Annotated in this window: 22 protein-coding genes; 14 read left to right on the top strand and 8 right to left on the bottom strand. The window is 63.6% G+C overall.

The window, feature by feature from the left end; all coding sequences use genetic code 11:
• Window positions 1-14 precede the first annotated feature (14 nt).
• From BUC24_RS09245 to BUC24_RS09220, 6 genes are all read left to right on the top strand, one after another.
• Complete coding sequence (locus BUC24_RS09245; RefSeq protein ID WP_178372507.1) at window positions 15-779, top strand: NIPSNAP family protein; 765 nt, start codon at window positions 15-17, stop codon at window positions 777-779.
• 49 nt (window positions 780-828) lie between these two features.
• On the top strand, window positions 829-1,218 hold the full coding sequence (locus tag BUC24_RS09240; protein WP_073214105.1) for a hypothetical protein: 390 nt from the start codon (window positions 829-831) through the stop codon (window positions 1,216-1,218).
• On the top strand, window positions 1,218-1,478 hold the full coding sequence (locus tag BUC24_RS09235; protein ID WP_073214103.1) for a DUF5985 family protein: 261 nt from the start codon (window positions 1,218-1,220) through the stop codon (window positions 1,476-1,478). Before BUC24_RS09240 ends, BUC24_RS09235 begins: the two co-directional genes overlap by 1 nt.
• A 5-nt stretch (window positions 1,479-1,483) precedes the next feature.
• Window positions 1,484-1,750: a DUF5985 family protein gene (locus BUC24_RS09230; RefSeq protein ID WP_073214100.1), complete on the top strand. Its 267-nt coding sequence runs from the start codon at window positions 1,484-1,486 to the stop codon at window positions 1,748-1,750.
• Window positions 1,751-1,808: 58 nt separating this feature from the next.
• Window positions 1,809-2,051: a hypothetical protein gene (locus BUC24_RS09225; protein WP_073214097.1), complete on the top strand. Its 243-nt coding sequence runs from the start codon at window positions 1,809-1,811 to the stop codon at window positions 2,049-2,051.
• A 133-nt stretch (window positions 2,052-2,184) separates the two neighbouring features.
• Window positions 2,185-4,524 carry an ATP-binding protein gene (locus tag BUC24_RS09220; RefSeq protein ID WP_073214094.1) on the top strand — a complete coding sequence of 780 codons (2,340 nt, stop codon included), beginning with the start codon at window positions 2,185-2,187 and terminating at the stop codon, window positions 4,522-4,524.
• Here the strand turns inward: BUC24_RS09220 and BUC24_RS09215 are convergent.
• A complete protein-coding gene (locus BUC24_RS09215; RefSeq protein ID WP_073214091.1) occupies window positions 4,513-4,962 on the bottom strand; it encodes an NUDIX hydrolase in 450 nt (149 codons plus the stop codon). The two genes, BUC24_RS09220 and BUC24_RS09215, sit on opposite strands and share 12 nt — an antisense overlap.
• Here BUC24_RS09215 and BUC24_RS09210 point away from each other — a divergent pair.
• Entirely contained in the window at window positions 4,961-7,993 is a 3,033-nt protein-coding gene (locus BUC24_RS09210; protein WP_073214087.1) for a bifunctional diguanylate cyclase/phosphodiesterase, read from the top strand. The genes BUC24_RS09215 and BUC24_RS09210 overlap by 2 nt on opposite strands.
• Before the next feature lie 82 nt (window positions 7,994-8,075).
• Entirely contained in the window at window positions 8,076-8,435 is a 360-nt protein-coding gene (locus tag BUC24_RS09205; RefSeq protein ID WP_073214084.1) for a hypothetical protein, read from the top strand.
• A gap of 6 nt (window positions 8,436-8,441) precedes the next feature.
• On the opposite strand, the gene BUC24_RS09200 is transcribed toward BUC24_RS09205, so the two are convergent.
• Window positions 8,442-9,647: a hypothetical protein gene (locus BUC24_RS09200; protein ID WP_073214082.1), complete on the bottom strand. Its 1,206-nt coding sequence runs from the start codon at window positions 9,645-9,647 to the stop codon at window positions 8,442-8,444.
• A gap of 139 nt (window positions 9,648-9,786) precedes the next feature.
• On the opposite strand from BUC24_RS09200, the gene BUC24_RS09195 reads away from it, so the two are divergent.
• The 3 genes from BUC24_RS09195 to BUC24_RS09185 all read left to right on the top strand — a co-directional run bounded on the left by BUC24_RS09195 (window position 9,787) and on the right by BUC24_RS09185 (window position 12,695).
• Window positions 9,787-11,079, top strand: coding sequence for an NCS2 family permease (locus BUC24_RS09195; protein ID WP_073214079.1), 1,293 nt, complete (start codon window positions 9,787-9,789; stop codon window positions 11,077-11,079).
• A gap of 85 nt (window positions 11,080-11,164) precedes the next feature.
• On the top strand, window positions 11,165-11,560 hold the full coding sequence (locus BUC24_RS09190; protein ID WP_073214076.1) for a DUF4124 domain-containing protein: 396 nt from the start codon (window positions 11,165-11,167) through the stop codon (window positions 11,558-11,560).
• 4 nt (window positions 11,561-11,564) lie between these two features.
• Window positions 11,565-12,695 carry a DNA topoisomerase IB gene (locus BUC24_RS09185; RefSeq protein ID WP_073214073.1) on the top strand — a complete coding sequence of 377 codons (1,131 nt, stop codon included), beginning with the start codon at window positions 11,565-11,567 and terminating at the stop codon, window positions 12,693-12,695.
• Here the strand turns inward: BUC24_RS09185 and BUC24_RS09180 are convergent.
• Window positions 12,692-13,978 carry a right-handed parallel beta-helix repeat-containing protein gene (locus tag BUC24_RS09180; protein ID WP_083598792.1) on the bottom strand — a complete coding sequence of 429 codons (1,287 nt, stop codon included), beginning with the start codon at window positions 13,976-13,978 and terminating at the stop codon, window positions 12,692-12,694. The two genes, BUC24_RS09185 and BUC24_RS09180, sit on opposite strands and share 4 nt — an antisense overlap.
• 154 nt (window positions 13,979-14,132) lie before the next feature.
• Between BUC24_RS09180 and BUC24_RS09175 the strand changes: the two genes are divergently transcribed.
• Window positions 14,133-15,317: a glycerophosphodiester phosphodiesterase gene (locus tag BUC24_RS09175; protein ID WP_073214066.1), complete on the top strand. Its 1,185-nt coding sequence runs from the start codon at window positions 14,133-14,135 to the stop codon at window positions 15,315-15,317.
• 20 nt (window positions 15,318-15,337) lie between these two features.
• Here BUC24_RS09175 and BUC24_RS26610 read toward each other — a convergent pair whose 3' ends face one another.
• Together BUC24_RS26610 and BUC24_RS09170 are read right to left on the bottom strand one after the other, a co-directional pair.
• On the bottom strand, window positions 15,338-15,580 hold the full coding sequence (locus BUC24_RS26610) for a hypothetical protein (RefSeq protein WP_143167437.1): 243 nt from the start codon (window positions 15,578-15,580) through the stop codon (window positions 15,338-15,340).
• 162 nt (window positions 15,581-15,742) lie between these two features.
• A complete protein-coding gene (locus BUC24_RS09170; protein WP_073214063.1) occupies window positions 15,743-16,210 on the bottom strand; it encodes a YciI family protein in 468 nt (155 codons plus the stop codon).
• A gap of 109 nt (window positions 16,211-16,319) precedes the next feature.
• Here BUC24_RS09170 and BUC24_RS09165 point away from each other — a divergent pair, with 109 nt between their 5' ends.
• On the top strand, window positions 16,320-16,859 hold the full coding sequence (locus BUC24_RS09165; protein ID WP_073214060.1) for a putative metalloprotease CJM1_0395 family protein: 540 nt from the start codon (window positions 16,320-16,322) through the stop codon (window positions 16,857-16,859).
• A 3-nt stretch (window positions 16,860-16,862) separates the two neighbouring features.
• On the opposite strand, the gene BUC24_RS09160 is transcribed toward BUC24_RS09165, so the two are convergent.
• Window positions 16,863-17,777 carry a polysaccharide deacetylase family protein gene (locus BUC24_RS09160; RefSeq protein ID WP_073214056.1) on the bottom strand — a complete coding sequence of 305 codons (915 nt, stop codon included), beginning with the start codon at window positions 17,775-17,777 and terminating at the stop codon, window positions 16,863-16,865.
• Window positions 17,778-17,862: 85 nt separating this feature from the next.
• Between BUC24_RS09160 and BUC24_RS09155 the strand changes: the two genes are divergently transcribed.
• A complete protein-coding gene (locus BUC24_RS09155; RefSeq protein ID WP_073214054.1) occupies window positions 17,863-19,203 on the top strand; it encodes a 3-oxoacyl-ACP reductase in 1,341 nt (446 codons plus the stop codon).
• Window positions 19,204-19,205: 2 nt separating this feature from the next.
• Here BUC24_RS09155 and ubiG read toward each other — a convergent pair whose 3' ends face one another.
• Together ubiG and BUC24_RS09145 are read right to left on the bottom strand one after the other, a co-directional pair.
• Entirely contained in the window at window positions 19,206-19,919 is a 714-nt protein-coding gene (gene ubiG / locus BUC24_RS09150) for a bifunctional 2-polyprenyl-6-hydroxyphenol methylase/3-demethylubiquinol 3-O-methyltransferase UbiG (protein ID WP_073214051.1), read from the bottom strand.
• 28 nt (window positions 19,920-19,947) lie between these two features.
• Window positions 19,948-20,325 carry a thiol-disulfide oxidoreductase DCC family protein gene (locus BUC24_RS09145; protein WP_073215039.1) on the bottom strand — a complete coding sequence of 126 codons (378 nt, stop codon included), beginning with the start codon at window positions 20,323-20,325 and terminating at the stop codon, window positions 19,948-19,950.
• Between the last annotated feature and the right edge of the window lie 64 nt (window positions 20,326-20,389).

Below are 20,389 nucleotides of genomic sequence, written 5' to 3'. Positions count from 1 at the left end.
CGAAAGCGCCCATCATGTCTGCCCGCCCTGTATCCTACCCGGTCATCGAACTGCGTCGTTACACCTTGCGCCAAGGCAGTGCCGGCCCCTTCGCCCGCTATTTTGAAACATGGTTCCCGGAAGCGTTTCAGCAACTCGGGGCGCTGGCGCTAGGCCACTTTGTTGAGCGCGGGGCCATCACCCGCTTCACCTGGCTGCGCGCCTATCCGGATATGGCGGCGCGCCTGGCCGCCAACACCGCCTTTTACGACGGCCCGGTCTGGCAAGAGCACAGGGCCACGCTCAACCATTTCATCCTCGACAGCGACGACGTCCTCCTGCTGCGCCCGCTCTACCCAGGCGCCGCCCTCCCCACCCTGCCGGCAGTTGACCCGGTGGCCGAACCAGGCGGCGCGCAAGGCTTGGCCGTCGCCCACCTGTTCCAGGTCGCCGATGGAAAGCTCGACGCCTGCGCGGCCGCCGCCGAAACCTGGTTCAGTGCCTACGGCGGTGACGGCTTGGTGGAAGCCGGTGTGCTGGCCACCCTGAACGAAGCCAACAATTTCCCGCGCCATCCGGTTCGCACCGACGGCACCTGGCTGGTCTGGATCGGGATTCTGCGCGACGAGGCAGCGCTGGCTGCCTTGCAGCCATGCTGCGAAGGGGCGGCGCGGGCACTGACGGCGGCCGGGCTGCTGGCGGCCACGCCGGAACTGCTGGTGCTGGACCCGGGCCAGCGCTCGCGCCTGCGCTGGATGCCAATACCGGACGGTGCGCACGATACAAGAATACCTTGCTGAGTAGAATCTTTTAAAATGCGGCTTTGCGTTTTCGCCGGCAGCTGCCTTCATGCCTCACGCCACCATTCCCGAAGACATACGCCGTTTTATTCTGGCGCGCATCGCCTCGGTACCGCACCTGGAAGCCTTGTTGCTGCTGCGCGCCCATGCGGACTTGCAATGGGATGCGGCGGCTCTGGCCGAGCGCCTTTACGTATCGGAAAAAGTCGCGGGTGCTGTGCTGGCCGACTTGTGCCGGGATAGCCTGTGTGGTCCGGCGCCCGACGCCCCCGCCCGCTTCCTCTACCAGCCCGCCTCGCCAGCCCTGGCCGCCGCCGTTGATCAACTGGCCGAGTGGTACGGCCGCGAACTGCTTGAAATTACCCATCTGATACATTCCAGACTCGAGCGCAAAGCGCAGCAGTTTGCCGATGCCTTCAAATGGCGAAAGGACGATTGATGGCAATCACGATCTATCTCTTGTGCGCGCTGACGGCGCTGTGCTGCGCCTTCCTGCTGCTGCTCAGTTACCGGCGCACCGGCCATCGGGTCCTGTTCTGGAGCGGGCTCTGCTTTGTCGGCATGACCGTCAACAACGTCTTGCTCATTTGCGACAAGGTGGTTTTTCCCACCACCATAGATCTGCTCCCGTGGCGCTTGATATCGGCGCTGGTGGCAGTGGCACTGCTGTTGTATGGCTTGATTGACGAGAAGGAGTAAGCACAATGAACCAGTTGCTGGCCGGTGCCGTTGCCATGGGTTCACTCACCATTGCCCTGTTCTTCTTGCGCTTCTGGCGCAGCACCCGCGACCGCTTCTTCCTGTATTTCGCCCTGTCCTTCCTGATCGAAGGCTTGCACCGGGTTTACGCCAACTTTGACCTGAGCGCCAGCGAGGACACGCCCCATCATTATCTGGTACGGCTGCTGGCGTACAGCCTGATCCTGTGGGCGATTGTAGAGAAGAACTGGCCAGGCAAAAAGCGAGAGTAAAGGGCGCAGGAACCTCCGGCGCGCCCGCCGGTCCAAGGCGATTTGACCTGGAGGCGCCATGACCACCAACACACCCAGCAACCGTTCCGAGGGCTTGCTGCCCGACCAAGCCGACGACCGCGCTCCCGAGGTCGCTGAAGAAGTCAGCCTCGACCAGCAATCCGATCAAGCACGTCAGGTCGGCACCCTGCAACCGGGCCCGGCCAGCGGCGCCCTGGCCGAGGCACTCCAGCCAGACCAGGGCAAGCTGCCCCTGCCGCAGGGCGGCGCACTGGAAGAGGCGCTGCCCCCACCAATCTAAGAAGGCGTGTACGGTTGGTCCTGTTCGATTGACAATTTCCTGGCTTCTCCCTACATTGTCGAACTGAACAATTGACCGCCGCAGGTGGCGTGCGGCAGGCAGCTGCGCAGCTGCACACAAGAACGGACCTGATTTGATTTCGCATTCCCCTGCCAGCATCTTGCTGCCTGGCCCGCCTGACCGCGCGCCTGGCCCCCTGGAGCAAGCGCTCCTTGCCTGCGGCCACGCGCCGGAGCGCTGCAGCGACGCGCAAGCGCTGGCCCTGCTTGCCCAGGGCGCGCACAGCCAGGTGGCGCTGGTCGCACTCGATGCCTCGTGGAACGCGCCGGAGGCCATGCTGCAGCGCATACGGGACTTGCGTTCCGGCGACACCCGGCGTACGCCGCTGCTGGTGCTGGCAGCACCCGGGGCTGGCCCCGATGTGATTGCCGCTGCCTACGAGGCTGGCGCCATCGATGTCCTCACCAGTCCGCTTTTGCCCAGCGCCTTGCAAGCCAAGCTCGCCTATTTCCTGCACGTGCACCACACCAGCAGCGGCCAGCGCCGCAGTGAAGCCGCCCTGAACGATACCCGTGCCGAATTGAACGATACGCTGGCAGCGGCCGAGCTGGCCACGTGGCGCTGGGACGTACAGACCGACCGCGTCTTTGCCGATCAGGAAATGGCGCGCATGTTCAACCTGAGCGCAGCCGATGCCAACGGCGGCCCGATCGCCGTGTATCTGAAGGCCATCCATCCCGACGACGTCGGCTATACGACCGAGCGCATCGACCAGGCCGCCCGCACCGGCGCCGCCTATGATGTGGCTTACCGCGTGCGCGGCATCGACGGCGCCTGGCGCACCGTGATCGCGCGCGGCCAGTTGCACCGCGACAGCCACGGCCAGCCCCACGTGCTGCGTGGCATCGTGATGGATGTCACGCGCCAGCGCGCCACCGAAGAAGCCCTGCGCCGCTCGGAAGAGCGCTATCGCACCCTGTTTGATTCGGTGGACGTCGCCGTTTGCGTGATCGAAATGTTGTATGACGCAGACGGTTTTCCGGTGGACTACCGTTTCCTGGAAACAAATCCCGCCTTCGTCAAACATACCGGCCTGGACAACGCCATCGGCAAGACCATTCTGGAACTGGCCCCCGAGCACGAAACCCACTGGTTCGATATTTACGGCAAAGTGGCCGCCAGCGGGCAGCCGGTACGATTCATCGATGAAGCGCATGCTTTGCAACGGTGGTATGACGTCTACGCCACCCGCATCGAGGGACCCGGCAGCGCGCGCGTCGCGGTGCTGTTTTCCGATATCACCGAACGCGTGCGCGCCGACGAGCAGTTGCGCCAGCTCGCGGCCGATCTGGAAGCGGCCGACCGCCGCAAAAGTGAATTCCTGGCCACCTTGGCTCACGAACTGCGCAATCCGCTGGCCCCGATCCGCAGCGGTCTGCAAGTGCTGCGCCTGCGCGGCACCGATCCCGACGTCAGCACCCGCGTGCACGACGTCATGGAGCGTCAGCTGACCCACCTGGTCGCGCTGGTGGACGATTTGCTCGATGTGGCGCGCATCACCCACGGCCAGATCGAGCTCAAGCGCAGCTGGATCGACCTGGCTGATGTGCTGGCCAGCGCGGTCGAGACCTCGCGCCCCTTGATCGATGCCGAGCAGCACACCCTCAGCGTCGACATCACGGCCGAGGCGCTGCCGCTGTATGCCGATCCGACCCGCCTGCGCCAGGTGGTCAGCAATCTGCTCAACAATGCCGCCAAATACACCCCGCGCGGCGGCCGCATCGTGCTGGGGGCGCGACGCGAAGGCGACCAGGCCTGGATCACCGTGGCGGACAACGGCATCGGCATCGCCACCGAGGTGCTGGGCGAGGTATTCGACATGTTTACCCAGGTCGGCCGGGAACGCCACCGTGCCCGGGGCGGACTGGGGATTGGCTTGTCGCTGGTGCGCAGTCTGGCCGAGCTGCACGGCGGCTCGGCCTCGGCGGACAGCGCCGGCGCCGGCAAGGGCAGCGTATTTACCGTGCGCTTGCCGCTGTCCATATCCCCGCAACCCGCGCCCGCCAGTACCTCATCCCTGCCAGCGTCCGTTGCCAGCTTGCGCATTCTGGTCGTCGACGACAATGTCGACGCCGCTGCCACACTAGCCGAATTGCTCGGCATAACGGGACACACGGTCGCGGTCGCCAACAGCGGTGCCCAGGCGGTGGGGCTGGCCGTCACGTTCTTGCCGCAGGTGACCTTCCTTGATATAGGCATGCCGGGCATGAATGGTTACCAGACAGCACGCGCGCTGCGCGCCGAACCTGCCCACGCCGGCATGTTGCTGGTGGCACTGACAGGCTGGGGCGGCGAACACGACCGCGAGCAAACGCGCGCGGCCGGATTCGACCATCACCTGACCAAGCCGGTGGACCTGGACGCCCTGCTCCACTTGCTGGCCGGGTACGCCCCGGCCGCCTTACCAGCTTAGCGACAGCAGCAGCCGTCCCATGCGCGGCCAGCACAGGCGCGCCAGTTCCTCGCGCGCGGCCCAGCGAAAGCCATCCGTTTCGGGGCGCGGCAGCCCGGTCTGCGGGTGGGGAAAGAAACTGCTGCAAGACAGTTGCGACAAGTCACCCAGCGCATCGCCCGCGCGGACCAGGTACAAGTGCAGGCGCTTGTCGCGCCGGTAGTCAAAACTGCCCAGATCGACAAACTGGCTCGCCTCGAACACGATGCCGGCCTCCTCGCGCAATTCACGCATGGCAGCCTGCAGCGTGCTCTCGCCTGCGTCTTGCATGCCTTTGGGAATATCCCAGTGCGCCGTGTCCGTCACATGGCATAACAGCAACTGCCCGCCGGGGCCGACCACGAGAGTGCCGCACGAGAGCGGCAAGGGTGCGCGATTGGGCGACGGGCGTGCGGGCATGGCGATCCTGGGACAGGGCAAGGCCTCCATGGTGGTGGGCGCAGCCGCGAAAGTCAATTCAGCAATTTACTGGAACTTCGGCGCGTTTTCCGACTCGAAGCTTTTTGCTCAACTGCAAAGGGTGGAATTCGACATGCCGCATCGCTTTCTGGCATCTGTCCTGCCGCAGCACGAAGCTGCCGAGCTATACCGTCTGATGGTGGTGGGCATCCGCGATGTTGCCGTGTTCCTGATGGATCCCAAGGGGTACATCACGGTCTGGAACCGTGGCGCCCAGGACATGAAGGGCTACACGGCCGACGACGCGCTGGGCCAGCATCTGGGCATGCTCTATACCGACGAGGATCGCGCCAGCGGCCGACCCGAGCACAATCTGCAAATGGCCGAGCAGCATGGCTTTTTCAGCGAAGAGCAATGGCGCAAGCGCAAGGATGGCGGCCTGTTCTGGGCCCACATCGCTCTCACTGCCTTGCGCGGCGAAAAAGAAGAGCTGCTGGGCTTTTCCAAGGTCACCATGGACCTCACGCGCCACAAGCTGCTTGAGCAATGCGCCAAAGAAAAGGAAGAAATCGATCTCATCCTGCGTGCAGCCGAGTCCGGCACCTGGAAGTGGGAGCTCGAGACCGATGATGTCGAGGTATCGAGCTACCTGATGCAGCTGCTCGGTCACGATGCCCCCAGCCACAAGCTGCCGTTCGACGCCTGGCTCGAATTCATCCACGAGGACGACCGCGCTCCGTTTCGTGCCCGCCTGGAACAAGTGCGCGACCATCCCGAAAGCGCGCCCGTGGAAACCGAGATCCGCTTCCACCACAAGGAAGGCGATTTCGAATGGTTCTTCCTCAGGGCCAACTGGCACCTGGTCAAGCAAGATGCGCCGCTGGTGTTCATGGGCGTCTGCGTGGCCGTGGGTTCGCTCAAAACGGCCGAGGAAGAACAGGCCAGGCTGCTGGCGGCTCTGCGCCACGAACGGGCCCGTTTCGCCAGCGTGCTCGACCAGATGCCCTCCGGCGTCGTGCTGGCGGAAATTCCCGGCGGCCGTGTCATTTATCAGAACGAAGCGGTGCGGCGCCTGATGGGCCAGGACATGCGCGACGTTGACAGTGTCGACCAGTACGGGCGCTTCAAGCTGTTTGACTTAGCGGGCCAGGTGGTGCCTGGCGACGCGCTGCCTCTGGCGCGCACCGTCCTCACCCAGCAGGTTGCCAGCGTCCAGGACCTGCTTTACCAGCGGGACGATGGCGCCAAACTGCATCTGGCCATCACCAGTGCCGCGGTCAGCGATGCCGACGGCCAAGCCCACATTGCCGTGGCTGTGGTGCACGATATCAGCAAGCTCAGACAGGCAGAACAGGCCGCGACCAGCGAGCAGGAGCGCGCCCTGGTCACGCTCGCTGCCATTACCGATGGGGTCGTAACCGTCAATCGGGACGGTGCTGTCATTGCCCTCAACCCCACGGCCGAACGCCTGCTTGGCATGGACGAGGCAGTGGCGCGCGACAAGCCCCTGCACGACCTGCTCCATTTCGACGAGCCTGACGGCGCCAACGCCATTGGCGCAGCGGTCGAGCGCTGCGTCCAGGAGCAGCAAGTCATCTCGCGATTACCGCACCTGACCATGTCCAATCCCCACGGTCATCATTTCTCGATCGAAACGACGGTATCGCCCGTCAAGCTGGGCGACGGCGCTTTGCTCGGTGCGGTGGTGGTGCTGCACGACGTCACCGAGTCCAAGCGCCTGCTGCGCCGGCTTGGCTTCGAGGCCAGTCACGATGCGCTCACTGGCCTGGTCAACCGGCGCGAATTCGAAACGCGACTGGCCCGCACCATCGATCGCAATCGCCAGCCGGGCTCCGACAACGCCGCCTTGCTGTACATGGACCTGGACCAGTTCAAGATCGTCAACGACACTTGCGGCCACGCCGCCGGCGACGATCTGCTCAAGCTGCTGGCAGCCTCCTACACCGAGCATGTGCGCGAACGCGACACCCTGGCCCGCATAGGCGGTGACGAATTCGCCCTGATCGTCGAACATTGCGAGGTCCAGGAAGCGCTCGCCGTGGCCCACAAAATTCTCGAGGCCACGCGCAATTTCCGTTATGCCTGCAATGGCCAGATGTTCCAGCTGGGCGTGAGTATTGGCCTGACCCCGATCGACAGCGCCACCACCAGCGTGGAAGACGCCTTGCGGCGCGCCGATCACGCCTGCTACATTGCCAAGGAGCGGGGACGCAACCGGGTGCACGTGCATTACCAGGGCGACCTGGACCTGGCCCAGCGGCGCAGCGACATGCACTGGGTCACGCGCCTGACGCACGCCTTTCAGCACGACCAGCTGCAACTGTATTACCAGCCCATTGTCGCGCTCGACGATGGCGAGACCACCCAGCACTACGAAATTTTGCTGCGGCTGCGCAATGGCAGTGGCACGCCCATCTTGCCGGGCATTTTCCTGCCCGCCGCCGAACGTTACGACGTGATCCTCAAAATCGACCGCTGGGTGCTTGACAGCACATTGGCCTGGCTGGCCGCCCACCCGGACCATCTGGAGCAGCTGGGCACTTGCAGCATCAATCTGTCGCGCCGTTCCCTGGCCGACCCCAGCTTCCACAAGTTTGCCGCCGATCTGATCGACAGCTCCAGCGTGCCCGCCCGAAAACTGTGCTTTGAAATTACGGAGCACGGCGCCATTGCCGACATGCAGAAGACCATCACCTTCATCGAAGCCCTGTCCGCACGCGGCTGCCGCTTTTCACTGGACGACTTCGGCACTGGCATGACCTCCTTCTCCTACCTCAAGCAATTGCCCGTCAACTTCATCAAGATCGACGGTTCCTTCGTGCAAATGATGTCGTCCAGCCCGGTCGACTACGAAATGGTGCGCTTTACCAACGATATCAGTCACATGATGGGGCGCAAAACCATTGCCGAATACGTCAGTGACCCGCATATCCTGGCGCGCCTGCGGGAAATCGGGGTCGACTTCGCCCAAGGCAATTGCATCGGCAAGCCCCGGCCGCTGGCGATGTAGCGCGCGGCAAGTGCGTCCCTTGCCGGATCGGTATATATTGGAGGCACCTTGTGCGAATGTGCCCTCAGCCGGAGGTTTCAGCATGCAACACGGTCCTACCCCCGCCCCTGCCGCCGCCGTGGCCGAGCTGCCCTTCCTGACGCTGTGGTACCGCTTTCTGTTTTTCGGCTGGCTGTTTCGCGACCTGAATGCCGCGCGCGACCTGTATGAGCGCCATGCGGCGTTGCAGCACAACCGCCGCATGTGCCGCTATCTGCCCACCTACCTGCGGCGCTGGTCGTTCCTGACCTGCGCCGACTTCGCCCTGGGCCTGCTGTTTGAACGGGCCATGCAGGCCAGCTTGCTCTCGGCCTGGTTCTTCACCTGGTCCTGCGTCACCCTGACCGGCATGGTGGTCATTACCGTGGCCTGGGCCTTGCTGGCCAATGCGCGCCTGCCTTAGTCGATCTCAGGCTTGGCGATAAGGCGTGGCGTCGAGTGCCGTGCCGGCAGCGTCGAAACGGCGCGCTACCGCAATCTGCGTCACGCCCAGCGTGGCCAGCGCATCGGCGATATCGTCCACTTCATCCTGCAAGTCCGCTGCCAGGTCCAGCGCTTTATCGGCGCTGGCCAGCACGGCGCCGTCGCTGCCCAGCAGCTGGACGCGCATTTGCATCACATGGTCCGCATCGGCCGGGCCAACCACCGCCTGCACCTGCGCGCCGGGGCCGGCGGCCTCGATGGCGGCGCCCAGGGTCGCCATCATTTGCAGCATGGCCAGTTCCGTCATGCCTTGTTCGCGCGCACCGAAAAACAGGTCCTGGTACAGGAAATGCAAGTCCAGCGCGCCTGGCTGGGTGCGCAGACAGCGTTGAATCAGCCCACTGGCTGCCTCGGTCCAGGCGCGGTAGCGCCCCATGCGTGCCTCGAACCAGGCATCGGCTGCGGCTTCATCGGCCGGCACTTGATAAAACGGGTCGTCCTCGCGCTTGTAGGCAAAGCCCACCAGAAAGCGCAATTCAACGGCCTTGTCGTGCGGCCCGAACGGCGACGCGGCCCAGCCGCTGATGCTCGCCTCCAGTGCCGGCGCAGCGACCAGCTTGCGCTCTGTCATGACCGCGGCCGCGTCGCGCACCATCTCGCCCAGCTGCGTGTAGCTGATGCGCGCCATTTCCTCGGCATCGAAGGCATGGCTGATCAGGACCACCTTGGCCTGGGGGCTCTCGAGTCCGGCCTGCTTGAAACTGTCGATCAACGCGCTGAAGGCTTCGCTGTCCTGAAACGTGTCGGCCTGGCGCAAGCCACCCTGGCTATGCACAAACAGGGGCACGGCAAAGGCATTGATTTCCATGGCCGGCGTGCCTTCCTTGCGCAGCACCAGCGTTGCGCTGGCTTCCTCGATCTGGCCTTTCAGTAATTGATAGGCGCCCAGATCGGTGTCGCGCGCCGCCTCGATGGCGCCGTACAAGAGATCATCGTCTTTCTTGCGCAGGGCATTGCGCAGCAGCTTGCGCAACTCCGCTTGCTGGGCCGCGCTGTCGGTCTCGTCATCTGCATCGGTATGCTCCTGTTCGGACATGGCAAGCGCCAGCTCGGCCAGGCGCAGTGCCAGGGCTTCTTCCTCTTCGGCGGGATTGTGCGATTTGCGGGGGACGGGACGCTTATTTTTGGGCATGGCATGGTGGGGGAAAGGCTGCAATCCCGCCATGGTAACAAATGGCAGGCCACCAGCCGCTAAAAAATGCGCGTCGAGCAAGACAACAGCTGGCCCAAGCTGTGCATAATGCTGGTACCACCGTCATGACAGGAATCCCATGCTCAACCGCTATTTCAAGCTGGCCGAGAACGGCACCGATGTGCGCACCGAAGTGGTGGCCGGCCTGACCACCTTCCTGACCATGGCCTACATCATCTTCGTCAACCCCACCATTCTGGGCGATGCCGGCATGCCGCGCGACGCGGTGTTCGTCGCCACCTGTCTTGCTGCTGCGCTGGGCTCGATGATCATGGGCCTGTATGCCAACTACCCCATCGGCATGGCGCCAGGCATGGGCTTGAATGCGTATTTTGCCTACGCGGTCGTGCTGGGGATGGGCATGCCGTGGCAGTCGGCCCTGGGAGCGGTCTTCATTTCCGGCTGCATGTTCTTGCTGGTAAGCGTGCTGGGTTTGCGCGCCATGATTGTTCAGGGCATCCCGCCAGCGCTGCGCAGCGCCATCACGGTCGGGATCGGCTTGTTTCTTGCCCTGATTGCCCTCAAAAACGCCGGCATTGTCAAAGCCCATCCCGTCACCATGGTCACCGCTGGCGACCTGCACGCGCCGGCCGCCCTGATGGCCATTGTCGGCTTTCTGCTCACCATCGCACTGGACCGCTTGAGAGTGAGCGGCGCGATTCTGATCGGTATCGCCGTGGTCACCCTGCTCAGCATCCTGTTTGGCGGCAACCAGGTGCGGCAGCTGGTGTCGCTGCCACCGTCGCTCGCACCCACCTTCTTGCAGCTCGACATCAAGGGTGCCCTGTCCTCGGGCTTTCTGAACGTGGTACTGGTGTTCTTTCTGGTCGAACTGTTCGATGCGACAGGGACATTGATGGGTGTGGCCAGCCGCGCCGGATTACTGGTGGAAGGCAAGATGCCTCGCCTGAACAAGGCTTTGCTTGCCGATAGCGGCGCCATCATTGCGGGCGCCGCGCTGGGCACCTCGAGCACCACTGCCTATATCGAAAGCGCGGCTGGCGTGCAGGCTGGCGGGCGTACCGGACTGACTGCCATTGTGGTGGCGCTGCTGTTTCTGGCCTGCCTGTTCTGTGCGCCGCTGGCCGCGGTGGTGCCGCCGTATGCCACCGCGCCCGCGCTGCTGTTTGTTGCCTGCCTGATGCTGCGCGAACTGAGCCAGATCGACTGGGAAGAAACCACCGATTCCGTGCCTGCCGCCATCACCGTGCTGGTCATTCCTTTCACGTATTCCATTGCCGAAGGGATTGGTTTCGGCTTTATCGCCTATGCCGCGCTCAAGTTGCTGACTGGCCAGGTGCGCCAGGTTGCGCCCATCATCTGGGTGATCGCCGCTGCGTTTCTGTCCAAGTTCATTTACGTGGGGGCCTGAACGGAACGGCGCCTGCGTGGGGTAACGAACAGATAAGCGCTCCGCAATTGCCCAGACTGGGGGCAATGAATCTTGGGAGCACGACATGAAACAGCCAGCCGCCACCCGCGCCATCCTTCTCGCCAGCATCCTGTTTGCAGGCAGCGCCTACGCCAGCGACATCAACAAATGTGTCACGCCTTCCGGCTCCGTGACCTTGACCGATGCGCCCTGCCCCAGTGGCGCCGAGACGGTCAAGGTGATCAGCACCGCGGCCGAGCTGGACGAATCGAATCTGGCACCAACGCAGGCAATTGTGACCCCGCAGCGCTTCACGATCGGGCGCCTGCCACCGCGCTTTACGCCACTGAGCATCAAAATGCGCCCAACACGTGCCATGGCACTCGATGTTGCAACGCTGCGCGCAGCGCGCGCCAATTTGCATTTGCTCGACAACGCCACCTACAGCGTGCGCGCGCAACGCCTTGTCTCGCTCAATTGATTCGATGAGGGCCGAGCCCGCAACCGGCGCGCTGCCGGCCGCCCCTGCCCCGGCCGTGGCCCGTGCCGCGGGCTTGCGTTATGTGAACGATGAAGCCAAGGGCATCACGCGCCAGCGCAAGGGCGACGCATTTCGCTATCTGGATGCGGACGGCAAACCGCTCAAGGATGAAGACACACTGGCCCGCATCAAGTCGCTGGCGATTCCGCCCGCATGGACCGATGTCTGGATCTGCCCGCGCGACAACGGCCACCTGCAAGCCACCGGGCGCGATGCCCGCGGTCGCAAGCAATACCGCTACCATCCCAAGTGGCGCCAGACGCGCGATGAAGTCAAATACGAACGCATGATCAGCTTCGGTAAAGCGCTGCCCGCCATCCGCGCCCAGGTGGAGGCCGATCTGGCCCGCCCTGGCTTGCCACGCGAAAAAATCTTGGCGACCATCGTCTACCTGCTGCAAGCCACCATGATGCGCATTGGCAATGAGGAATATGCCCGCACCAACCGCTCCTTTGGCCTCACTACGCTGCGCGTGCGCCACGTGCGGGTGGATGGCAGTGCGGTCCAGTTCCGCTTCCGCGGCAAGAGCGGTGTATTCCATGACGTTACCGTGGAAGACAAGCGCGTGGCGCGCATCATTGCACGCGTGCGCGACCTGCCGGGCCAGGAACTGTTCCAGTACGTGGACGACGACGGCGTGCGCCACGCCATCGACTCCTCCGACGTCAACGACTATCTGCGCGACATCAGCGGTGAAGATTACACCGCCAAAGATTTCCGCACCTGGTCCGGCACCGTGCTGGCGGCGCTGGCGCTGATTGAATTCGAAAAATACGATTCCGAAGCACAGGCAAAAAAGAACATCCTGCGCGCCATTGAATCGGTGGCCGAACGGCTTGGCAACACGCCTTCCATTTGCCGCAAGTGCTATGTGCACCCGGCCGTGATTGCCGCCTATCTGGATGGCACCATCCTCGAGGCATTGCGCGTCCGTGCCCGCGACGAAATCGCCCATGACTTGCACGCGCTGTCACCCGAAGAAGCCGCCGTGGTCGCGTTGCTGCAGCAGCGCCTGCAGGACGGCGTCGCGCCTGCATCGGCAAAAAAACGCCCGCCCAAGCGCAAGCTGCACTAATGCTGAAAGGCGCCGATGTCGAACCCGGCGCCGGCATTGCGCGGCTTGCCCTCGAAGTCGGTACTGTCGGCCTGGGCCGGTGTCGCCTTGCCGATGGCCGGTGACAGGCGCTGCAGGCGCAGATTCGGGCGCGCACTGCGGCCGTCGGCCACGAACAATGGCGCCGCGCTGACGGTATCGTTGTGGCGCAAGCCGTTTTTCAGATGCCAGTCATACCTGCTGTTCTGGTACACGAGGTTGTTGCGGTAGCTATTGTTGGGCCCCGTTTTCCCTTGCTCGGAAATACCCATCCGGTTGTCATACACGATGTTGCTGTAGACGGCGGTGCGGTCATTGGGCCCCTTGGTCCGATAAAAATTGCCACCGCCGACGATGATGCCCGTATTCGACGCCGTCACCGTGTTATTGGTGATGATCACATCATGGGCGTCGTGCCAGAGATGTATTCCCGCCTCGGCGACACGGTAAATTGCATTGTTTTTGACCTCGCCGGAAGTGCTGACGTAAATGCCTTGTACAAAGCGGCAGCCCGGCACGCCGATATCGTGCACCAGGTTGGCCAGGACCGACGACGCCACGCCGCCATAGTAACTGTCGACCCCGATCGCGGCGCCACCGGCTGGCGTGCAGCCGCTCTGGGCCAGGTGGTGTACGTGGTTGTTGCGGATTACGACATGCGAGCCGCCACTGTAGATCCCCAGCGTCCAGCGTTTGCCACCCTGGTAATTGCTGCCATCGACCTCGAAGCCGACAATATCGACGTCACTGCCGCGATTGTCCCAGGCCGTCTTGTTGGGGGAGTTTTTGGGCGGAACGATTTTCGCGCCCCAGCGCTGCGCCGACACAAAAACAATGCGCGCATCGGGCCGTCCGCTTTGCCTGCTGCGCACACCACCTTGATAAGTGCCCGCTGCCACCAGCACCCGGGTGCCGGGCGTTGCCGCGCGCACAGCGCGGGCCAGCGAACGAAAGGGACGGCTTGCCGTGCCCGGATTGGCATCGTCACCCTTGGGCGACACATGCAGGGTGGAAGCCGGCGCGGCCGCGTCGCCTTTTGCCGTCAGCGCGGGCCCATAGCCCTGCAGCACGAAGTCGCCAGGATCGGCGGCCCCGTCACCAGACGCATCGGCCGCCGCGTCGTCTTCGGCGACGGCGTCGCTCTCGGTTGTGGCCAGCAACACCGGCGCCGGTGCGCTGTCCGGCCCTGGCTCGGGCACAGCAGCGCCGCCACATGCGGTCAGCGTTGCGGCCGTCATCATCATGCATAACATTGCTTGTTTCATTGTGATGTCCTTATTGGTATGGTGGAGAACTCAGCCATACCTAGACAGGCGGACCGTTCAATAAGTTCGATCGACAGTCCCGCGTCCGCGTCATGCCCCGGTCATCTTGCGTCACTAGAATTCCCGCGTGATCAATCAACCGTGGACAATCTGCATGAAAATTTCAAACAAGCCGGCAACGCTGGCCGCTGCCTGTGGCACTGCGCTGATGCTGGCTGCATGTGGCGGCGACAACAAGCAAGCCCCTGCCACGCTCGACGGCCAGCCGCCCATTGTGGTGGCGCACCGCGGCGCTGGCGGCTACCTGCCGGAAGAAACCGTGGAAGCCTATGCCATGGCGATCGAGATGGGCGCCGATGCCATCGAGCCGGATGTGATTTCCACCAAAGACGGGGTGCTGATTGCGCGCCACGATCCCAACCTCGTCTACAGCACCGATGTGGCCAGCCATCCAGAATTTGCCAGCCGCAAACGTACCCTGAGTGTGGACGGCGAGGTACAGGAAGGCTGGTTTGCCGGCGACTTCACGCTGGCGGAAATCAAGACCCTGGGCGGCATCTCGACCGACGCGGAACGCCCGCAGCAATTTAATGGCCGCTATAAAATTGCCACCATCGAAGAAGTGATCAAGATGATCAAGGCCAGTGGACGCCCCATCGCGCTGTACCCGGAAACCAAGAACCCCACCTTCCACCGCCAGCAAGGCTTGCCGCTCGAAGAAAAATTGCTGGCCTTGTTGAGCGCAGCGGGCTGGACCACGCGCTCGGCGCCCGTGTATGTGCAATCGTTCGAGCCGTCGAGCCTGAAGCGCATGCGCGCCAGTGGCAGCACCTTGAAAATGATCCAGCTGATCGATGCCGACGACGTCGACCTCAAAACTGGCGCCTTGAGCTACGCCGCGCCCTACGATCAGCCGTATGACTGGAAGCTGGCCGGCGACAAGCGCCTGTTCAGCGCCATGGTCACGCCAGCCGGTCTGGCCGAAATCAAGAGTTATGCCGACGGCATTGGTCCCTGGAAGCGCTACATCGTCAGCATCAAGGCGACCCTGGGCGCAGACGGCAAGCCGGCCGACATCAATGGCGACGGTAAAGTCAACGAAGCCGACACCGCCACGCTGGCGCCATCGACCCTGGTTGCCGATGCGCACAAAGCAGGCTTGTTCGTGCACCCTTACACCTTCCGTAACGAAAAGCGGCGCCTGGCGGCGGACTACAAAGGGGAGCCGAAGAACGAGTACAAGCAGTTCTACGAGATTGGCGTGGATGGGGTGTTCAGCGACTTTGCCGACACCGCCCTGACGGCGCGCGCCGAATTCTTGCAGGCGCGCGGTTATTGATCAGCGCAGGCGCGCCAGACTTACTTGGTGTGCCCGCTTGCCAGCTGCAGCATGGGCGGTTCGGTCAGCTGCGACACCACGCTGGGTGGATGTTTGAGCGGCCCCGCATGCACTGGCCTTGATGGCGCAGGGGCACGCAATGGCTCGTCGGCAGTACTGACCGCACTCGGTGCACGTCCCTCTTTTGGTGGCGGCGGGTAAAAGAACGTACCCCAGACGATTGCGACGCAAACGCTGCCGACGGCAAAGGAAACGGTGGCCATGATGGAGTGCCCTGACGCGATAAAAGGAAGTGGGAAAAGTGTCGCTGTGATATTGCTTCAAATCAATAAGACTGCGCAATATGACAATTATAATGCAAATAGGATAATCAGCGAAGCGATTCGCAGCGCTGTCCCTTAAACGCCACGTTGCCTTACTGCAAGCTACTTTTTCTCGATTTTGGCATGCAAGCCACTCACGGCCATCAGTGCTGCCGAGCCATACAGCTTGTGGTATTCGCCCACCATTTCGCCACTCACGATCACGGGATCGCTGGCAGTCCACGCTTTTGCCTCGTCCACATCTGCCGTGGCGAACACATACATGCCGCGCCAGCCATCGTTGCTCTCAAATGGACCGGCGAATGCCAGCTTTTGTTCCCGCGCCAGGCGGCCGATATTGGCGAAATGACCCTCGAACATTTTCTTGCGCGCGGCCGGGTCGGTCACCTTGTTGGGGCCGGTCTTGAGGATCACCAGCACATAGTTGCGCATGCCGCGTTCGTCTGCACCAAGGCTGGTGGCCAGGCCAGCATCGTAGACGGGTTTTACCGCCGCCGGGTCGGCATCGGCGGCCAGCAGCGACAGCGGCAGCATGGCAAGGACGGCAAAGGCGGCGGCGCGACGCAGCATGGCAGAGCTCCTGACAGGGAAAGGATGTCGATTGTTACATATTTTGCAGCTTGAACCAATGCATCTATTTGCTAATATGAACACATTGAATGGCTGATCCGAACGCCCGATGCGCCTGTCCATCGACACAGTACCCACTCCCATTGACCGGTATGCTGCACCCGGCCAGGCCACTGCGCGCCCGGCAACCGCCAGTGACACCCCAGCCGCCGCCAGCAGCAGCGTGGCGCTGAGCGCCGAAGCGCTGGCACTGATTGCCAAACTCAAGGCGCGCGACACCCAGGTGCGCCAGCACGAACAGGCCCACCTTGCCGCCGCTGGCGGCCTGGCCACCTCCGGCGCCACCTACAGCTACCAGCGTGGCCCGGACGGCGTCAACTATGCGGTGGGCGGCGAAGTGCGCATCGATACCTCGGCCGGCAGCACGCCGCAGGACACCATTGCCCGCGCCCAGGCCATCATTGCTGCCGCCCTGGCGCCGGCCGATCCTTCCGGCGCCGATCGTGCGGTCGCAGCACAGGCGCAGCAAATGGCCGCGCAGGCGCGTGCGCAACTGCTGCAGCAAACCGGCGCGGCGCCGCAAGCGGCCGTGCGCCGCGCCTACAGCCAGGACACCCCTAGCGCATCGGCCATCGACGTCACGGCTTGAACGTCACCAGCCCTGCGCCTTGAGCGCCTCGATTTCGGTATCGCCATCGTCCACCAGGCGTGCCCAGCCGTCAAACCGCCCCAGGCCCAGCGAACGCGCCATCGACAGCAGCAGGCTCTGACCGGGATCGGCGCTGGCAGGCTGCAATGCGTAGACCGGATCGCTGTACGCCGCTTCCGGGGTGACAATGGTCCAGCCCATCGCCTTGAACTGCGCAATGACGTCATCGAGCCAGAGCGCATTGATCAGGTTATGGTGCATCAGCATGACCTGTGCAATGTCGCGCCCCTGCAAACGCTGGCCCAGCTCCCGATAGGCCAGCGCGCGCTGGCGAATGTGCGACAGATACATGCGCTTGATGGGTGCCAGGTCGGCCTGGGGATTTTTGGCCAGTACCTCGAGCAGCTTTTCTTCCAGGCGCCAGTCGCTGGTGTCAAGCGAGACGTAGGCGTTGCGGTAGCCTTGCGCGCTCAGAAACTGGCGCATGCCGTCACGCTTGTCCTTGGTGTGTCCCTCGCGCAGATAGGTGTAGCGGAACCATTTGCGGTAGCCTGGCATGGTCCGGATGACAGCGTCGCAGTCCAGCACTTCCTGCTGATACTGGGCCAGGCTCACACTGTCGCTGTTCAAATCCGGATGCGTCATGGTGTGGTTGCCGATTGCGTGGCCAGCCTCGCCCCAGGCCCGCACCAGCGCCTTGCCTTCGGCGCCGGTGGCGCCATTGGCTGCCGTGACAAACAAGGCTGCCTTGACCTGGTGCCTGGCCAGCGCCGCCAGCATGGCCGCATTACGCTGCGGTGCGCTTAGCCGTGGCAACGCCAGCATGTTGGGCGCGTCATCGAAAGTGAACGCGACAGATTGTGCATGGGCTGCAGCGGCACTGCACAGCGCCATCAAAATGGACAGAAATCGGATCATGGGAACAGGGCGGAAGTTGGGAGCGGCCAGCCTATCACAGTGGCGCCGTGTTAGGATTGGTGCCCCCGAAAAACCGCATCCCGCCATGACTGACCGCCTCCAGACTTTCGCCCACCACTGGCTGACCGCACCTGTCGTCAAGCTGCTTGGTCTTCCCCGTCCGCCCTTCCTGGGACGCACGGCCGGGCCGTTTGCCGCGCAAGCGCTGTCAGGGCGCAAGGCCTTGCTGCTGCAAGGTGCCAAGGGCTACGCGGCAGAGACGCTGCGCCAGATTCTCGCTGGCGCCGGCGCCACCATACTGAGCCCGGCCGACGGCGGCGCACCCGACATCGTCGTACTCGATGCCAGCGGCTGCATGAATGCACAAGCTTGCCGCGACGCTTACGCCTTGCTGCACCCCGTGATTGGATCGCTGGCCAGCAATGCCCGCGTGCTGCTGGTGGGTGCTCCACCGGCGCAGGCGCCCAGCGCGGCCGCTGCCGGCGCTCTGGAAGGCTTTACCCGTTCGCTGGCCAAGGAAGTCGGCAGATACGGCGCCACCGCCAACCTGGTCCAGGTGGCGCCGGACGCGCTCGCGCGGATGGACTGGATCGTGCGATTTTTCTGCGGCCACCACAGCACCTATATCAGTGGTCAGGTGCTGCGTCCCCATGCCCTTGCCCGCGTGCCTGCCGCGCAGCCGCAGGCGGCCACGCTGGCGGGCAAGGTCGCCCTGGTGACCGGCAGCGCGCGCGGCATCGGCCGTGCCACCGCGGTGCGCCTGGCGCAGGAAGGCGCTACCGTCATCTGCGCCGATCTGGCCGCAGCCGGCGCAGAACTGGACGCCTTGTGCACGCAGATTGGCGGCGTCGCGCTGCAGCTCGATATTGCCGCGCCGGACACACCGGCCCAGGTGCAGCAGTTTTGTCAGAGCCGCTTCGGGGGACTCGACATCGTCGTTCATAACGCCGGCATCACGCGCGACCGCACCCTGGCCCGCATGTCAGCCTCGGAATGGGATGCCGTGATGGCCGTCAATCTAGAAGCGGTACTGCGCCTGACCGACGCCCTGCTGCAGCACGGCACACTGCGCGATGAGGGCCGCATTGTCTGCCTGTCGTCCACCAGCGCCATTGCCGGCAACTTTGGCCAGACCAACTACGCCTGCGCCAAGTCGGCCATCATTGCCTGGGTGGCGGCCAGCGCCGCAGCACTGGCTGCGCGCGGCATCACGATCAATGCCCTGGCGCCCGGTTTCATCGATACCGCCATGACGCGCAAGATGCCCTTCACGACGCGCGAAGCGGGCCGCCGTCTCAATGCGCTGCGCCAGGCCGGCTTGCCCGAGGACGTGGCCAATGCGGTTGCTTTTCTGAGCGCACCAGGCGCCTCGAGCCTGAGCGGCGCGGTGCTGCGCGTGTGCGGCCAATCCATCGTGGGCGCCTGATATCAGGCTTTTTGCATCGCCAGCAAGTAGCCCACGCCAGTAAAGCGGTGCAGCTTGAAGCGTTGCGTGAATGGGTTGTAGCCCAAGCCGCGCTGTTCCACCAGGCGCAGGCTGGCCGCACTGGCCATGGCGCCCAATTCGGCCGGTGTGATGAAGCGCTGGTACTGGTGGGTACCGCGCGGCAGCAGGCGCAGCACGTACTCAACCCCGACAATGGCCAGCAAAAAACTGAGCGAATTGCGATTGATGGTTGAAAAAAACACCCAGCCGCCCGGTTTGGTCATGGCTGCGCACGCCGCCACCACCGCCGCCGGTTGCGGCACATGCTCGAGCATTTCCATGCAGGTGATGACGTCATACTGGCCGCCATGACCGGCGGCCCAGTCTTCAGCATTGCTGTGTGCATAGGCCAAGGCCAGTTTCTGCCCTTCGGCATGCGCCTGCGCGATGCGCAGCGGCTGGTCCGCCAGATCGATCCCCGTGACGGCCGCCCCGCGCCTGGCCATGGACTCGGCCAGAATGCCGCCGCCACAGCCCACGTCCAGCACGGCTTTGCCTGCCAGTCCGGTCAGCTTGTCAATCCAGTTCAGCCGATGCGGATTGATGCGGTGCAGGGGCTTGAATTCTGATTTCTCATCCCACCAGCGGGCGGCCAGCGCATTGAAGCGGGCCAGTTCGGCAGGGTCTGCGTTGCTTGCTGCGGTGATGTGTTCCACAATTGCTTCCTTGAAGTGATGAATCGGGTTACCAGTTGCCGCGCGCGCGGTTCCAGCGATACAGGCAGCGAGCCACCAGCTTGTAGAGTGGGCCAGTCAGCCAGCCGAGCCGGGCAATCAGCGTGGCAAGCCAGCGCTGCCCCCGCGTTTGCACCCACAGCGCCGCGAAGGCCTGGTCGCCCACCTGCATGTGGCCCTGCGCGTCGCGCACGTGCAGCCGTTCACGCAGTGTTTCAAGATCGATACCCAGAGCAGCTGCGACTTCAGGCCGCGCGTTGACGTCGATAAAATCGACCTTGGCCACATCCATGCGCGCGCGCTGGTAGCAAATCCCCGCATCGCACACGGGACAGGCGCTGTTGTAATAGACCGTGGTGCTAGCGGTGCCGGGTGTCTTGTCGTCCATGAAGTCACTATACACCATACTTAGCTAACTAGCTAATTAACTAAGTGCGATTTGATGGTGTATG

This window comes from Massilia sp. CF038, assembly GCF_900129765.1.
Lineage (GTDB): Bacteria > Pseudomonadota > Gammaproteobacteria > Burkholderiales > Burkholderiaceae_D > Telluria_A.
The sequence above is the reverse complement of the archived record's forward strand: the minus strand, read 5'-3'. Positions and strand labels throughout refer to the sequence as shown.

Coding starts and splice junctions, on each gene's coding strand:
- BUC24_RS09245 (WP_178372507.1), top strand. CDS start 15: ATGTCTGCCCGCCCTGTATCCTACCCGGTCATCGAACTGCGTCGTTAC.
- BUC24_RS09240 (WP_073214105.1), top strand. CDS start 829: ATGCCTCACGCCACCATTCCCGAAGACATACGCCGTTTTATTCTGGCG.
- BUC24_RS09235 (WP_073214103.1), top strand. CDS start 1,218: ATGGCAATCACGATCTATCTCTTGTGCGCGCTGACGGCGCTGTGCTGC.
- BUC24_RS09230 (WP_073214100.1), top strand. CDS start 1,484: ATGAACCAGTTGCTGGCCGGTGCCGTTGCCATGGGTTCACTCACCATT.
- BUC24_RS09225 (WP_073214097.1), top strand. CDS start 1,809: ATGACCACCAACACACCCAGCAACCGTTCCGAGGGCTTGCTGCCCGAC.
- BUC24_RS09210 (WP_073214087.1), top strand. CDS start 4,961: ATGGCGATCCTGGGACAGGGCAAGGCCTCCATGGTGGTGGGCGCAGCC.
- BUC24_RS09215 (WP_073214091.1), bottom strand. CDS start 4,962: ATGCCCGCACGCCCGTCGCCCAATCGCGCACCCTTGCCGCTCTCGTGC.
- BUC24_RS09205 (WP_073214084.1), top strand. CDS start 8,076: ATGCAACACGGTCCTACCCCCGCCCCTGCCGCCGCCGTGGCCGAGCTG.
- BUC24_RS09200 (WP_073214082.1), bottom strand. CDS start 9,647: ATGCCCAAAAATAAGCGTCCCGTCCCCCGCAAATCGCACAATCCCGCC.
- BUC24_RS09195 (WP_073214079.1), top strand. CDS start 9,787: ATGCTCAACCGCTATTTCAAGCTGGCCGAGAACGGCACCGATGTGCGC.
- BUC24_RS09190 (WP_073214076.1), top strand. CDS start 11,165: ATGAAACAGCCAGCCGCCACCCGCGCCATCCTTCTCGCCAGCATCCTG.
- BUC24_RS09185 (WP_073214073.1), top strand. CDS start 11,565: ATGAGGGCCGAGCCCGCAACCGGCGCGCTGCCGGCCGCCCCTGCCCCG.
- BUC24_RS09180 (WP_083598792.1), bottom strand. CDS start 13,978: ATGAAACAAGCAATGTTATGCATGATGATGACGGCCGCAACGCTGACC.
- BUC24_RS09175 (WP_073214066.1), top strand. CDS start 14,133: ATGAAAATTTCAAACAAGCCGGCAACGCTGGCCGCTGCCTGTGGCACT.
- BUC24_RS26610 (WP_143167437.1), bottom strand. CDS start 15,580: ATGGCCACCGTTTCCTTTGCCGTCGGCAGCGTTTGCGTCGCAATCGTC.
- BUC24_RS09170 (WP_073214063.1), bottom strand. CDS start 16,210: ATGCTGCGTCGCGCCGCCGCCTTTGCCGTCCTTGCCATGCTGCCGCTG.
- BUC24_RS09165 (WP_073214060.1), top strand. CDS start 16,320: ATGCGCCTGTCCATCGACACAGTACCCACTCCCATTGACCGGTATGCT.
- BUC24_RS09160 (WP_073214056.1), bottom strand. CDS start 17,777: ATGATCCGATTTCTGTCCATTTTGATGGCGCTGTGCAGTGCCGCTGCA.
- BUC24_RS09155 (WP_073214054.1), top strand. CDS start 17,863: ATGACTGACCGCCTCCAGACTTTCGCCCACCACTGGCTGACCGCACCT.
- BUC24_RS09145 (WP_073215039.1), bottom strand. CDS start 20,325: ATGGACGACAAGACACCCGGCACCGCTAGCACCACGGTCTATTACAAC.